Here is a 12,887-nt window from a genome sequence, read left to right as displayed (position 1 = left end):
TCGCGCCCGCGAGCGCACGGCAGCCTGTCGGGCTAACGGGGGCAGATGGCGGACGACGGGAAGCCGCACGCGACCATGGTCGCCACGTCCGGGTTCGCCAGATAGTCCAGGTGCGCCGTCAGCGGATTCTCGATCCATCCCAGCCACGTCCTGTCGTTCGACACGAGGACGTCCGCCACGGCCACGTCCGGCGCCGCGTAGCGAGCGGGCAGCAGGCGATAGGACAGCAGGTCGTTCGGATCGGTAAACGCGACGACGGCCAGCCGCTGCAGCGCTTCCGCGCGGCGATTGGGCTGGCGCCGGCGCAAGTCGAGGAAATGCTGCAGGGAGTCCTGCACGGGAATCGCGCCTATTCCGCTCATCCCGCCCATCCCGCCCACGCCGCCCGCGCCGCCCGATTGCTCCGCGAGGCCGAGAATGGGCAACTGGTTGCCGGCCATGAACAGCAACCCGAGCCGGCGCGCCGCCTGCTGGCCCAGCGCCCGGGTCTGCGGCTGCCACGATTCCAGCATCGCGCTGAGCGCGTCGAACAGCATCTTGCTGCCCAGGCTTTCCGCGACGACGACGAGCGGCGCTTCGCTGTCCGGATCGTTCGCGATCACCTGGGCGATCGTCCGGACCATGGCATCGCGGATCGCCACATGGCTTTCGCCTTCGTAGATGACGGCGTCGGCCAGGCAATCGTCCAGCAGATTGACCTTGACGTAGGCGTTCAGCGCGGCGCGCCTGGGCTTGCAGGCGCCTGCGCCCGCGCAATCCGTCGGTCTGCCCGTCAGGTCGAAGTCGAGCTGGTGCTTCAACGGCGCCGTCAGCGGCGACCACACGAGGGCGTGAAAGCGCACCGTGCCGCCTGCCAGCCGGCGCGTGCTTTCCACCACCTCGATGCGCGCGGGCGCGGGCGCGCGCGCGGTGGCGGAGGCGGCCGGCGCATGGTCCGCGACGATGCCCGCGATGCGGTCGATCTGGTGCTCGGCCCAGGCCCTGTCGTGCGTGCACATGCCGTGGACGAGGAGCACGTCGACGGGCCGGCTGCCTGCGACCGCAACGATGCCCGCAATGCCGGGAAAGGTCGCGCTGTCGTGCACGACGACGGCGGGGCGGTAGGGAGTGGCGCAGGCGGCGAGGAGGCCGAGGACGGACAGGAACGACAGTCGGGAGCGCCACATCATGCGTTTCTCCAGCGGGGAGGACGTTCGACTATAGCCAGGCCGCCGCGGTGGAAATGCTGTAAATTGAGGATCGAATGATCCCGCTCAATGGCTCAGAAAAACAAAAAGCCGCGCACGGTGAAGTGGGCGGCTTTTTTGAAAAAAACCAGATTACTTGATCTTGGTTTCTTTGTAGACCACGTGCTTGCGAGCTTTCGGGTCGAATTTGGTGATTTCCATCTTCGCCGGCATCGTGCGCTTGTTCTTGGTCGTGGTGTAGAAGTGACCGGTACCTGCGGTCGATTCCAGTTTGATCTTGTCGCGGCCAGTTTTTGCCATGATGACTCCCTAATTAGATTTTCTCGCCGCGGGCGCGCATATCGGCCAGCACAGCGTCGATGCCGAGCTTGTCGATGACGCGCAGGCCGGCGTTCGAAATACGCAGGGAGACCCAGCGGTTTTCGGATTCTACGAAGATACGGCGGTTCTGCAGGTTCGGCAGAAAACGACGCTTGGTTTTGTTGTTGGCGTGGGAGACGTTGTTGCCAACCATCGGACCCTTGCCAGTAACTTGGCAAACACGTGCCATAGCGCACTCCTTGAATAAACTTCCACAATCGGAAAAACGAGAGTATAGCTTGAAAATCGTCGCGTAATCAACAACTTGCGGAAAAAAATTGTGTCCAGATAAACTCAATCGATTTTACAATCGTGAATTTTCGCAATGTTTGTGCTGTAAGGTCCTGTTTACACACCGTTATTCCGCCGTGGGCCGGGCCCCGGCCGTGCGTTCGGCATGCGCGATGAGTGCCCGCAGCGCGGCCGAGATCGATACGGCGAAGCGGGGGATGTCGTGGATCCGGTCGGGATCGGCACCGGAACCGATGACGGGGATGCGCAGGCAGGCATCGAGGACGAGGTCGGCCGACATCGTCCGCAGCGTCTCCTTCAGCGCCTCGTCCGCGTGGAACGATTGGTAGGACGGGTTCAGCACGGCAACGGGCTTGCCCGCGAACGGGGCATGGTTGACGACCCAGTCGAGCGTGTTCTTGATCGTGCCCGTGACGCCGTGCGCGTACTCGGGACTCGCGATGAGGAGGGCGTCGGCGGCCGTAATGGCGTCCTGCAGGGCCAGCACGCCGGGCGGCACGTCGGTCCGTTCGGGATTGAACAGGGGGAAATCCTTGTGCTGCTCGAAACAGTCGATGGCGACGCCGGCGGGGGCGAGGCGTTGGCAGGCGCGCAGCAGGCCGGCAGTCAGCGAACGGGCGCGCTGGCTCCCACAGAGGGCGAGAATCCGGAGGGACATGGGCTCATGGCTTTTGTTAAAACAGCCATGCTAGCTCAGATCTGGCCATGCTCCGCGAAGGAATGCACGAGCGGCCCTGCCACGATGAAATGGTCGAGCACCCGGATGTCCACGAGGTTCAGGGCCTGGACGAGCGCGCCCGTCAGGCGCAGGTCGGCCTCGCTCGGCTCAGGCAAGCCGGATGGGTGGTTGTGCGCGAGGATCACGCCGGCCGCGTTGTACGACAGCGCTTCGATGACGACTTCGCGCGGGTATACGCTCGTGTGCGTGAGCGTGCCGCGGAACAGTTCGCGGTCGGCGATCAGGCGGTTCTTGACGTCGAGGAAGAGCACGACGAACGACTCGTGGCGCTGGCCACCCAGCTTGATGCGCAGATAGCGTTTCACCAGCTCGGGCGAGCCGAACGCTTCGCCCGCCTGCAACTGCTCGGCGATGGCGCGCCGGGCCAGTTCCATCACGGCCTGCAGCTGCGCATATTTCGCCATGCCGAGGCCGTGCACTTCGGCGCAATCGTCCAGCGTGGCACCGAACAGGCCGTGCAGCGAACCGAAGTGTCGAAGGATGTCGCGGCCCAGTTCCACCGCACTCTTGCCGCGCACGCCCACGCGCAGCAGCAGCGCCAGCAGTTCCGGATCGGACAACGCTTGCGCCCCTTCGCGCACGAGCCGTTCGCGCGGCCGGGTCTGTTCTGGCCAGTCTTCGATACCCATCGATGCCTCCCTGTGCGACCGTGCATTATTCGCGCGGCGGCAAGGCAGTCTCTTGGGCTTGCGCAATAATAGCCGCATGAACGATTTGCGCGCCTTCGACCTGAACCTGCTCGTCACGCTCGATGCCTTGCTGACAGAGGCGAACGTGACCCGCGCCGCCCAGCGGCTGCACCTGAGCCAATCGGCCGTGTCCGGCCAGCTTGCGCGCCTGCGCCAGCTGTTCCACGACCCGCTGCTGGTGCCGGCCGATAACGGGCGCGGGATGACGCCGACGGCCAGAGCGCTCGAGCTCGCGGCGCCCGTGCGCGCCGCGCTCGAGCAGCTCGCGGGTATCGTGCGCGGCCCCGCGCTATTCGACGCCGCCACGGCGCAGCGCACGTTCCAGGTCGCCGCCAGCGATCTGTCGACGGCCGTGCTGGGCCTGCCGCTGGCGGGCCGGCTGGCGCAGGCCGCGGGCCCCGGCGTGCGGCTCGCGTTCCGCATGGCCGACGGTGCGCGCATCGCGACGCAGTTGCAGGAAGGCGAGGTCGACCTCTTGATCGGCTCGGAACGCATGGTGCCTCCACACCTGCGCGCGCGCCTGCTGTTCGACGAACACTTCGTCATGGTCCAGCGCAAGGGCCATCCGCGCGGCCCGTTGCCGCCCGACCTGGACGGCTACTGCGGACTGCGCCATATCCTCGTCTCGACGAGCGGCGGCAGCCTGCATGGCTTCATGGACGAGCACCTGCAGGCGCTGGGCCGCAGCCGCAACGTCGTGCTGTCCGTGCAATCGTTCGCGCTCGTGCCGGACCTGCTGAGCCGGTCCGATCACGTGGCCACGGTGCCGTCGCGCCTGGCCGCGCTGCATGCCGACGTGCTCGATACCATGCCGCTGCCGTTCGACGCGAGGGGCTTTTCGCTGTACGCGGCCTGGCATCCTCGCTTCCACGCCGACCCGGCGCTGGCCTGGCTGCGTGAGCAGGTCGTGCACGTCGCCACCTGATCGGCGCGGCCGATGGGTCGTATCGGCGGATACGATTTCCGCCGCCAGGCGGCCACGCCTACACTGCCATGCATCGCAACCAACACTGAAAGGCAGATCATGAAAGACCAGCGCATCATCGTCATCGGCGGCACGTCGGGCATCGGCCTGGAGAGCGCACGCCGCTTCGCCGCACAAGGCGCCCGCGTGACCGTGACGGGCCGCGACGCCGCGAAGGGCGCCGCCCTCGACGTGCCCGGCGTGCGCTTCGCGCAGCTCGACGCGGGCGTGCGCGCGCAGTGCGACGCGTTCTTTGCCGAGCACGGGCCGTTCGAGCACCTGGTCGTGTGCGCGTCCGGCGCGGCCGGGGCCGGCACGTTCCGCGACCTGGCGCTGGACGACTTGTGCGCGGGCTTCGACGGCAAGTTCTGGCCCCAGCTGAACGTGCTGCAGGCCAGCCTTGCCCACATCGCGGCCGGCGGTTCCGCGACGCTCGTCGGCGCCATTTCCGCCCGCGCCCAGCAACCGGGGACGGCCGGCCTCGCCGCCATCAACGGCGCGCTGGAAGCCATGTTGCCGATCGTGGCGTCGGAACTGCGGCCGCTGCGCGTCAATATGGTGGCGCCGGGCGTCATCGACACGCCTTGGTGGCACCGCGTACCGGACGCCCAGCGCAGCCGCCTGTTCGAAGAGATGGGCGCCGCCGTGCCCGCCGGGCGCGTGGGCACGCCCGCGGACGTGGCCGAGGTCATTGTCATGTTGGCTAGCAATACTTTCATCACCGGCACCGTGATCGACGTGGACGGCGGCTGGAAGCTGCGCCGCTGACGCCCGACCGTTTCCCGCCCACGACAGCAACGGGACAAATCGGGGGCGGAAACGGCGCCGGCCCGGGCGGGAGCGGCACGGGTGGCTTACAATAGCGGTTTGCACGTCAACCGAACACGCGAATGTCTTCCTCCAACGCTCCTATCGTCACCGAATCGTCGTACCTGACCCTGCATTACCGCCTTGCCACTGCCGATGGTACGGACCTCGTCACGACCTTTGCCAGCACCCCGGCCACCTTGTTGCTGGGCCAGGGTCAGCTCGCCCCGTTCCTGGAGCAGCGCCTGCTCGGCCTCGCGGAAGGCTCGCATACGACGTTCGACCTGACGCCATCCGAGGCGTTCGGCGAACGCAATCCCGAGTTGATCCAGGTCGTGACGAAGAAGACGCTGGACGAGAATTCGGAACCGGACGCCGATTACCAGGTCGGTGATCTCGTCGACTTCCGCGCCCCGGGCGGCGGCCGCTTCGCCGGCGTGCTGCGCGAGATGCGCGCGAACGACGCCGTGTTCGACTTCAACCATCCGCTGGCGGGCCAGGCGCTCAAGTTCGAAGTCCAGCTGATTTCCGTACTCTGACCACAGCCCCGACACGAATCATGGAAAACGAGATCCTGTTAGCCCAGCCGCGCGGTTTCTGCGCCGGCGTCGACCGCGCAATCGAGATCGTCGAACGCGCCCTGCAGCAGTTCGGCGCGCCGATCTACGTGCGCCACGAGATCGTCCACAACGCCTACGTCGTCAGCGACCTGCGCAACAAGGGCGCCATCTTCATCGAGGACCTGGACGACGTCCCGGCCGGGAACACGCTCGTGTTTTCCGCGCACGGCGTGTCGAAGGCCGTGCGCGAGGAAGCCGAGTCGCGCGGCCTGAAGGTCTATGACGCCACGTGCCCGCTGGTGACCAAGGTCCACGTGGAAGTGGCGAAGATGCGCAAGCAGGGCGCCGAGATCGTCATGATCGGCCACGCGGGCCACCCGGAAGTCGAAGGCACGATGGGCCAGGCGGAAGAGGGCATGCACCTCGTCGAGACGGTCGACGACGTGGCAAAACTGAACGTCGCCAATCCGGACCTGCTGGCCTACGTGTCGCAGACCACGCTGTCCGTCGACGACACGGCCGAGATCATCGCGGCGCTGAAGGCGCGCTTCCCGAACATCGTCGAGCCGAAGAAGGGCGACATCTGCTACGCGACGACGAACCGCCAGGAAGCCGTGAAATTCATGGCGCCGCAGGTGGAAGTGGTGATCGTCGTCGGCAGCCCGAACAGCTCGAACTCGAACCGCCTGCGCGAAGTGGCGGAAAAGAAGGGCACGCCCGCGTACATGGTCGACAATGCGGCCGGTATCGACCCCGCGTGGATCGCAGGCAAGAAGCGCATCGGCGTCACGGCCGGCGCATCGGCGCCGGAAGTGCTCGTGCAGGCCGTCATCGAACGCTTGAAGGACCTGGGCGCCGCCAGCGTGCGTGCGCTCGAGGGCGTGGAGGAACACGTTACGTTCCCGCTCCCGAAGGGCCTGGACGGCGGCAAGGCGAACGCCGCGGCCTGATCGATCCGATGAACGTATTCGACCTGCGCCAGAGCGCGCCCGCCGATTTCGCCGCCATTCCGCTGGAATTCTTCCAGGACTATCCGGAACCGGGCGTCAACTTCATCGACGTCGGCTGCGTGTTCGACAACCCGCACCACTGGCAGCTTGCCGTCGACGCGCTGACGGAGTGCACGGCCCACCTGGACGCCGACTTCCTCCTCGCGATGGACGCGCGCGGCTTCATGCTCGCGGGCGCGCTCGCGTACCGGCGCGGGATCGGCTTCGCGATGGCCCGTAAGCCCGGCAAGCTGCCCGGCGAGGCGATCGCCATCGACTACCGCCGCGAATACGGCAGCGCGACGATCGAGATCCAGCCCGAGCGCATCAAGGGCAATCGCGTGCTGATCGTCGACGACGTGCTGGCCACGGGCGGCACGATCGAGGCGGCCGCCACTTTGCTGCGCCGCGTCGGCAAGGACGTCGTGGGCGCAGCCGCGCTGTTCGACGTGGCGTTCTTCAAGGACAAGCGCGACCTGACGATGCCGGTGGTGACGCTGCGCGACGTGTAAGCGATGTGAAAATTCGGGCAACTCATCCATTTTCCGATGATATGATGACACTCGGAATTATGTTGCTTGACTAGCGGCACTCGTACCCCGGGTGCCGTTTTTGTTAGTTGGAAAGGAAACCCCACAAGCATGGAAACTTTTGTCCAACAGATCCTGAACGGGCTGGTGCTGGGCAGCATGTATGCGCTCGTCGCGCTCGGCTACACGATGGTCTACGGCGTTCTCAACCTCATCAACTTCGCGCACGGTGACGTGCTGATGATCGGCGCCATGGTCGGCCTGTCGATCCTGAAGCTGCTGGACAGCGTCGTGCCCGGCCTGCCGGGCGGCGTGCAGCTCGCCATCGCCATCGTCGGCGCGATTCCCGTCGCGGTGCTCGTGAACATTCTCATCGAACGCGTCGCCTACCGCCGCTTGCGCAACGCGCCGCGCCTGGCGCCGCTGATCACCGCCATCGGCGTGTCGATCCTGCTGCAGACGTTCGCCATGATGATCTGGGGCCGCAGCCCGCTGCCGTTCCCGCAACTGCTGTCGTCCGATCCGATCTCGATCGCGGGCGCCGTCATCTCGCACACGCAGGTGCTGCTGCTCGTGCTGGCCGCCGCCGCGATGGTCGGCCTCGTGTTCCTCGTCGAGAAAACCCGCATGGGACGTGCGATGCGCGCCGTCGCCGAGAATCCGCGCGTGGCCGGCCTGATGGGCGTCGATTCGAACCGCGTGATCGTCGCCACGTTCGCCATCGGCGCCGCGCTGGCCGCCGTCGCCGGCGTGATGTGGGGCGCGAACTATGCGTCGATCCAGTTCGCGATGGGTACCGTACCGGGCATGAAGGCGTTCTCGGCCGCCGTGCTTGGCGGTATCGGCAATATCTACGGCGCCATGATCGGCGGGATCGTCCTCGGCATCATCGAAAGCCTCGGTGCCGGCTACATCGGCGACGTGACGGGCGGCTTCCTGGGCAGTAATTACCAGGACATCTTCGCGTTCATCGTGCTGATCCTCGTGCTGACCGTGCGGCCCTCCGGCATCATGGGCGAGCGCGTGGCCGACCGCGCATAAGGAGAACGGACCATGGCTCTCCTGACTTTCGACACGGCGCACAAGCCGCGCCAGGCGTACACGAGCGTGGCCGTGCTGCTGGCCGTGATGGCCGTGTTCCCGTTCGTCGCCGCGCAGTTCGGCAACTCGTGGGTGCGCATCATCGACATGGCGCTGCTGTACATCATGCTGGCGCTCGGCCTGAACATCGTCGTCGGCTTCGCCGGCTTGCTGGACCTGGGCTATATCGCCTTCTTCGCGGTGGGCGCCTACCTGACGGGCCTGCTCTCGTCGCCGCAGTTCGCCGCGCTGCTGGAATCCGTCGTGAACTACCACCCGGACCTGCAGGACGCCGTCGTCCGCACGTTCGGCGAGGACGTGCGCACGAACGGTATCCACTTGTCCGTGTGGTTCATCGTGCCGCTGGCGGGCCTCGTGGCCGCGTTGTTCGGCGCGCTGCTCGGTGCGCCCACGTTGAAGCTGCGCGGCGACTATCTCGCCATCGTGACCTTGGGCTTCGGCGAGATCATCCGGATCTTCATGAACAACCTGAACGATCCGATCAATTTCACCAACGGTCCGCAAGGCATCAACCTGATCGATCCCGTGCGGATCTTCGGCGTGTCGCTGGCGGGCGAGGCGGGCTCGCGCGCGACGGTGTACGTCGGCGGCTTCGGCATGCCCTCCGTGAACGCGTATTACTTCCTGTTCCTGCTGCTGTGCATCGTGTCGATCTTCATGACGAGCCGCCTGCAGCATTCGCGCCTGGGCCGCGCGTGGGTCGCGATCCGCGAGGACGAGATCGCCGCGAAGGCCATGGGCATCAACACCCGCAACGTCAAATTGCTCGCGTTCTCGATGGGCGCGTCGTTCGGCGGCGTCGCGGGCGCCATGTTCGCCGCGTTCCAGGGCTTCGTCTCGCCGGAATCGTTCTCGCTGACGGAATCGATCGCCGTGCTGGCGATGGTCGTGTTGGGCGGCATCGGCCACATCCCCGGCGTCGTGATGGGCGGCGTGCTGCTGGCCGCGCTGCCGGAAGTGCTGCGCCACGTCGTCGAGCCCGCGCAGCAGGCGCTGTTCGGCAAGGTCGTCATCGAGGCCGAAGTGCTGCGCCAGCTGTTGTACGGCCTGGCCATGGTCTTGATCATGCTGAACCGTCCGGCCGGCCTGTGGCCTTCGCCGATCAAGGAAGATCGTCCCGCCGCGGCGATCGCCAAGGAAGAGAAAGAAGAGAACGAGGCATGAGCGACACCCTGCTGAACATCTCCGGCGTCAACAAGCGCTTCGGCGGCCTGCAGGCCCTGACGGACGTCGGTATCAAGATCGAGAAGGGCCAGATCTATGGCCTGATCGGCCCGAACGGCGCCGGCAAGACGACGTTCTTCAACGTGATCACGGGCCTGTATCAACCGGACACGGGCACGTTCGAACTGGACGGCAAGCCGTATTCGCCGTCCGCGCCGCATGCCGTCGCGAAGGCCGGCATCGCGCGCACGTTCCAGAACATCCGCCTGTTCGGTGAAATGTCGGCGCTGGAAAACGTGATGGTCGGGCGCCACGTGCGCACGCGCCAGGGCGTGTTCGGCGCCGTCTTCCGCCACGGCGCGGCACGTCGCGAAGAAGCGGCGATCCGCGCCCGCGCGCAGGAATTGCTGGACTTCGTCGGCATCGGGCAGTTCGGCCAGCGCACGGCGCGCTTCCTGTCGTACGGTGACCAGCGCCGCCTGGAGATCGCGCGCGCGCTGGCGACGGAGCCCAAGCTGCTGGCGCTGGACGAGCCGGCGGCCGGCATGAATGCGACGGAAAAAGTCGCGCTGCGCGAACTGCTCGTGAAGATCCAGCGCGCCGGCGTGACGATCCTGCTGATCGAACACGACGTGAAACTCATGATGGGGCTGTGCGACCGCATTTCGGTGCTGGAATACGGCAAGCTGATCGCGGAAGGGCTGCCGGCCGAGATCCAGAAGAACCAGGCCGTCATCGACGCCTATCTCGGAGGTGCCCACTGATGGCAGACAATGTTCTCAAGATTGCCGGCCTGAAGGTGGCGTATGGCGGCATCAAGGCCGTCAAAGGGATCGACCTGGAAGTGAATCGTGGCGAGCTCGTCACCCTGATCGGCGCGAACGGCGCCGGCAAGACGACCACGTTGAAAGCCATCACGGGTACGTTGCCGCCTTGCAAGGTCGAGGGCACGATCGCCTATCTCGGCCAGCCGCTGAATGCGAACAAGTCGTTCAAGCTCGTCGAGCAGAAGTTGGCAATGGTACCGGAAGGCCGCGGCGTGTTCACGCGCATGACGATCCACGAAAACCTGTTGATGGGCGCGTACACGCGCAACGACAAGGCCGGGATCGAGGCCGACGTCGACAAGTGGTACGCCGTCTTCCCGCGCCTGAAGGAGCGCTCCGGCCAGCTGGCCGGCACGTTGTCCGGCGGCGAGCAGCAGATGCTGGCGATGGCGCGCGCGCTGATGTGCCATCCCACCTTGCTGCTGCTGGACGAGCCGTCGATGGGCCTCGCCCCGATCATGGTCGAGAAGATCTTCGAGGTGATCCGCGACGTATCGCGGCAGGGCATCACGGTCCTGCTCGTGGAGCAGAACGCGAAGCTGGCGCTGCAGGCCGCGCATCGGGCCTACGTGATGGAATCGGGCCAGATCACGATGACGGGCAACGCGCAGGACATGCTGCACGATCCGCGCGTGCAGGCCGCCTATCTCGGGGAGTAACATACGCGGTGTGTTGGCGTTACGCGTGGGCACAGGGTGCCCACCCTACGGCAGAGGGTAGGGTGGGCACCCCGTGCCCACGCGGACGGTCGCGGTGTGTTGGCGTTACAAGCACAAAACAGACGGCCCGGAACCGCTTGCGCGGTCCGGGCCGTTCGGCTTCCAGAGGGAGGGGAAGCTCGCGGTGATGCTTAGGCAGCAGCGGCCGAGTTGGCGGCAGCGCCAGCCTTGCGGGTGGCTTGCGTGAACTGCGACACGGCGGCGTTCAGGTTCGATTCGATCGCCTCGACGGCCTGCTTGGTCGTCTTGGTGAACTGTTCGTAGCCGGCGTTGGCGTTGCTGATGGCGGTCTTCAGGGCCGAGACATAGGTCTCCGAACCGGCCGGTGCGTTCTTGGTCACTTCGTCGACCAGCGAGATCACCTTGCGGTTGACTTCGGCGAACTGGCTTTCGGCGGCTTTCGAGAACTCGGCGCCGGTGTCGGCAGCGATCGATGCCACCTGGCGGCTGTAGGCCAGGGCCTTTTCAGCGGCCGGCTGAGCTTGCGATGCCGACACGGTGAAGAATTCTTGGGCATCCTTGACGGACAGCAGCTGACGTGCCGTTGCCGACGAATCCTCGAGGGCGGCCTTGACGGTGTTGATGTTCAGGTCCACCAGCTTTTCCACGCCTTCGAAGGTCTTGGAGGTCAGGGCCGAAAACAGCGCAAACTGGGATTCGAGGTTGGCTTTGGTCGCGTTCGAAAATTGCTCAGGGAATGCAAACATATGGTTCTCCAGTAATGGATCGTTATGTGAACTTTGCTTTGAGGTGCCTGTCGACACCCGCTTTGGACCAGTGAAGCGGTGCTGCAAAAAACGTCTACTGCTTGAAAATCTCGGCGATTGTGCGTCGCAACATGAAGCCATTTTTCACGGTTTTCGATTGTGCGTCAAGCACTTTTGATGCGTCGCACAATTCAACCCTGTTCTGTTGAGTAAGATCAATGGATTCAAACGTTTGCGCGACTTTTGTTTGCGCCGTTACAACACTTTAGTGCTTTTCAGCAAGGCGACGGGCCGCCGACCTGCCGTGATAAACTTGCCTTCCAATCATTCGACGTAGCCCGGCCGACGCGGCCCTGCACGTCCGCGTAACCTTGACGATGTCCGATACGACCGCAACCCAGGCCACGCAGCACACGCGCCGGCAAGCCCTGACGCCTCTGTTCTTCGTCGTTCTCTGGAGCACCGGCTTCATCGCCGCGAAATATGGGTTGCCGTATGCGCCGCCGCTGTCGTTCCTGATCCTGCGCTGCCTGGGCGCCGTGCTGATCCTGCTCCCCGTCGTGCTGTTGACGGGCGCCGCGTGGCCGCGCGGGCGCGTCAGGCACGTGGCCGTGGCCGGGCTGTTGCTGCAGGCCGGCTACCTGGGTGGCGTCTGGTGCGCCATCAAGCTCGGCATGCCGGCCGGGCTGTCCGCGCTGATCGTCGGCATGCAGCCCATCCTGACGGCCATCGCCGCGCCGCTGATCGGCGAACGGGTCCGGCCGCGCCAATGGCTGGGGCTGCTGCTGGGCCTGTCCGGCGTGGCTCTCGTCGTCGCGGCGAAGATTCATTTGAACGGGCTGGCGCCCGTGGCGATCGCACTGTGCGTGCTCGCGCTGCTGTCGATTACGGCGGGCACGCTGTACCAGAAACGCTTCTGTCCCCATTTCGACCTGCGCACCGGCACCGTGATCCAGTACACGGCGACGGCGCTGGCGCTGCTGCCGCTCGCCATCTGGCTGGAAGGGTTCGGGCCGCACCTGGACGCCATCCGCTGGACGCCGCAATTCGTGGGCGCGCTGCTGTGGTCCATCCTGGCGCTGTCGATCGGCGCCATTTTCCTGCTGTTCCGCCTCATCAGCCGCAACGACGCCACCCGTGTCACGAGCCTGTTGTACCTGACGCCGCCGACGACCGCGCTGATGGCCTGGGCCTTGTTCGGCGAACGGTTGAGCAGCCTCGGGCTGGCCGGCATGGCCGTCGCGGTCATGGGCGTCGCGTTCGTCGTCAAAAAATAAAAGTAAGAGGAGACT

At 65.6% G+C, this 12,887-nt stretch carries 16 protein-coding genes; 10 read left to right on the top strand and 6 right to left on the bottom strand.

All coding sequences use genetic code 11. The annotated features are described in order from the left end of the window. Positions 1-32 precede the first annotated feature (32 nt). From HAV22_RS08910 to radC, 5 genes are all read right to left on the bottom strand, one after another. Positions 33-1,169: a hypothetical protein gene (locus HAV22_RS08910; protein WP_166858609.1), complete on the bottom strand. Its 1,137-nt coding sequence runs from the start codon at positions 1,167-1,169 to the stop codon at positions 33-35. Between the two features lie 150 nt (positions 1,170-1,319). Continuing rightward, positions 1,320-1,487, bottom strand: a complete 168-nt coding sequence (rpmG, locus tag HAV22_RS08905) for a 50S ribosomal protein L33 (RefSeq protein WP_029755886.1) — start codon at positions 1,485-1,487, stop codon at positions 1,320-1,322. 13 nt (positions 1,488-1,500) lie between these two features. After that, positions 1,501-1,737, bottom strand: a complete 237-nt coding sequence (rpmB, locus tag HAV22_RS08900; protein WP_025511730.1) for a 50S ribosomal protein L28 — start codon at positions 1,735-1,737, stop codon at positions 1,501-1,503. A gap of 168 nt (positions 1,738-1,905) precedes the next feature. Next, positions 1,906-2,457: an NADPH-dependent FMN reductase gene (locus HAV22_RS08895; RefSeq protein ID WP_166858606.1), complete on the bottom strand. Its 552-nt coding sequence runs from the start codon at positions 2,455-2,457 to the stop codon at positions 1,906-1,908. Positions 2,458-2,492: 35 nt separating this feature from the next. Then, entirely contained in the window at positions 2,493-3,167 is a 675-nt protein-coding gene (radC, locus tag HAV22_RS08890) for a RadC family protein (protein ID WP_166858605.1), read from the bottom strand. Between the two features lie 76 nt (positions 3,168-3,243). Here radC and HAV22_RS08885 point away from each other — a divergent pair, with 76 nt between their 5' ends. The 9 genes from HAV22_RS08885 to HAV22_RS08845 all read left to right on the top strand — a co-directional run bounded on the left by HAV22_RS08885 (position 3,244) and on the right by HAV22_RS08845 (position 10,828). Continuing rightward, on the top strand, positions 3,244-4,152 hold the full coding sequence (locus HAV22_RS08885; RefSeq protein WP_166858603.1) for a LysR family transcriptional regulator: 909 nt from the start codon (positions 3,244-3,246) through the stop codon (positions 4,150-4,152). A gap of 99 nt (positions 4,153-4,251) precedes the next feature. Continuing rightward, complete coding sequence (locus HAV22_RS08880) at positions 4,252-4,959, top strand: SDR family oxidoreductase (protein ID WP_166858601.1); 708 nt, start codon at positions 4,252-4,254, stop codon at positions 4,957-4,959. A 122-nt stretch (positions 4,960-5,081) separates the two neighbouring features. After that, positions 5,082-5,537: an FKBP-type peptidyl-prolyl cis-trans isomerase gene (locus HAV22_RS08875; protein WP_166858599.1), complete on the top strand. Its 456-nt coding sequence runs from the start codon at positions 5,082-5,084 to the stop codon at positions 5,535-5,537. Between the two features lie 20 nt (positions 5,538-5,557). Further along, positions 5,558-6,508: a 4-hydroxy-3-methylbut-2-enyl diphosphate reductase gene (gene ispH / locus HAV22_RS08870; protein ID WP_208296119.1), complete on the top strand. Its 951-nt coding sequence runs from the start codon at positions 5,558-5,560 to the stop codon at positions 6,506-6,508. 8 nt (positions 6,509-6,516) lie between these two features. Further along, entirely contained in the window at positions 6,517-7,059 is a 543-nt protein-coding gene (locus HAV22_RS08865; RefSeq protein ID WP_166858596.1) for an adenine phosphoribosyltransferase, read from the top strand. Between the two features lie 129 nt (positions 7,060-7,188). After that, entirely contained in the window at positions 7,189-8,118 is a 930-nt protein-coding gene (locus HAV22_RS08860; protein WP_166858594.1) for a branched-chain amino acid ABC transporter permease, read from the top strand. A 12-nt stretch (positions 8,119-8,130) separates the two neighbouring features. After that, positions 8,131-9,342 (top strand): ABC transporter permease subunit, encoded by a 1,212-nt coding sequence (locus HAV22_RS08855; protein ID WP_166858592.1) that lies wholly within the window; start codon positions 8,131-8,133, stop codon positions 9,340-9,342. After that, positions 9,339-10,106 carry an ABC transporter ATP-binding protein gene (locus HAV22_RS08850; RefSeq protein WP_166858590.1) on the top strand — a complete coding sequence of 256 codons (768 nt, stop codon included), beginning with the start codon at positions 9,339-9,341 and terminating at the stop codon, positions 10,104-10,106. Before HAV22_RS08855 ends, HAV22_RS08850 begins: the two co-directional genes overlap by 4 nt. Continuing rightward, positions 10,106-10,828: an ABC transporter ATP-binding protein gene (locus HAV22_RS08845; RefSeq protein WP_166858589.1), complete on the top strand. Its 723-nt coding sequence runs from the start codon at positions 10,106-10,108 to the stop codon at positions 10,826-10,828. The genes HAV22_RS08850 and HAV22_RS08845 overlap by 1 nt, the downstream gene beginning before the upstream one ends. Positions 10,829-11,019: 191 nt before the next feature. Here HAV22_RS08845 and phaP read toward each other — a convergent pair whose 3' ends face one another. Beyond that, positions 11,020-11,595, bottom strand: coding sequence for a TIGR01841 family phasin (gene phaP / locus HAV22_RS08840; protein WP_166858588.1), 576 nt, complete (start codon positions 11,593-11,595; stop codon positions 11,020-11,022). A gap of 377 nt (positions 11,596-11,972) precedes the next feature. Between phaP and HAV22_RS08835 the strand changes: the two genes are divergently transcribed. Further along, the gene (locus HAV22_RS08835) at positions 11,973-12,872 is read left to right on the top strand and encodes a DMT family transporter (protein ID WP_166858587.1); all 900 of its coding nucleotides are present in this window, start codon (positions 11,973-11,975) and stop codon (positions 12,870-12,872) included. Positions 12,873-12,887: the final 15 nt, after the last annotated feature.

This window comes from Telluria antibiotica, from assembly GCF_011682055.1.
In the GTDB taxonomy this organism is placed as follows: Bacteria; Pseudomonadota; Gammaproteobacteria; order Burkholderiales; family Burkholderiaceae_D; genus Telluria; species Telluria antibiotica.
This window is presented reverse-complemented; position numbering and strand designations above follow the sequence as displayed.

Bases quoted from the DNA above. Each gene is read 5' to 3' on its own strand.
- HAV22_RS08910 (WP_166858609.1), bottom strand. From the start codon at position 1,169: ATGATGTGGCGCTCCCGACTGTCGTTCCTGTCCGTCCTCGGCCTCCTC.
- rpmG (WP_029755886.1), bottom strand. From the start codon at position 1,487: ATGGCAAAAACTGGCCGCGACAAGATCAAACTGGAATCGACCGCAGGT.
- rpmB (WP_025511730.1), bottom strand. From the start codon at position 1,737: ATGGCACGTGTTTGCCAAGTTACTGGCAAGGGTCCGATGGTTGGCAAC.
- HAV22_RS08895 (WP_166858606.1), bottom strand. From the start codon at position 2,457: ATGTCCCTCCGGATTCTCGCCCTCTGTGGGAGCCAGCGCGCCCGTTCG.
- radC (WP_166858605.1), bottom strand. From the start codon at position 3,167: ATGGGTATCGAAGACTGGCCAGAACAGACCCGGCCGCGCGAACGGCTC.
- HAV22_RS08885 (WP_166858603.1), top strand. From the start codon at position 3,244: ATGAACGATTTGCGCGCCTTCGACCTGAACCTGCTCGTCACGCTCGAT.
- HAV22_RS08880 (WP_166858601.1), top strand. From the start codon at position 4,252: ATGAAAGACCAGCGCATCATCGTCATCGGCGGCACGTCGGGCATCGGC.
- HAV22_RS08875 (WP_166858599.1), top strand. From the start codon at position 5,082: ATGTCTTCCTCCAACGCTCCTATCGTCACCGAATCGTCGTACCTGACC.
- ispH (WP_208296119.1), top strand. From the start codon at position 5,558: ATGGAAAACGAGATCCTGTTAGCCCAGCCGCGCGGTTTCTGCGCCGGC.
- HAV22_RS08865 (WP_166858596.1), top strand. From the start codon at position 6,517: ATGAACGTATTCGACCTGCGCCAGAGCGCGCCCGCCGATTTCGCCGCC.
- HAV22_RS08860 (WP_166858594.1), top strand. From the start codon at position 7,189: ATGGAAACTTTTGTCCAACAGATCCTGAACGGGCTGGTGCTGGGCAGC.
- HAV22_RS08855 (WP_166858592.1), top strand. From the start codon at position 8,131: ATGGCTCTCCTGACTTTCGACACGGCGCACAAGCCGCGCCAGGCGTAC.
- HAV22_RS08850 (WP_166858590.1), top strand. From the start codon at position 9,339: ATGAGCGACACCCTGCTGAACATCTCCGGCGTCAACAAGCGCTTCGGC.
- HAV22_RS08845 (WP_166858589.1), top strand. From the start codon at position 10,106: ATGGCAGACAATGTTCTCAAGATTGCCGGCCTGAAGGTGGCGTATGGC.
- phaP (WP_166858588.1), bottom strand. From the start codon at position 11,595: ATGTTTGCATTCCCTGAGCAATTTTCGAACGCGACCAAAGCCAACCTC.
- HAV22_RS08835 (WP_166858587.1), top strand. From the start codon at position 11,973: ATGTCCGATACGACCGCAACCCAGGCCACGCAGCACACGCGCCGGCAA.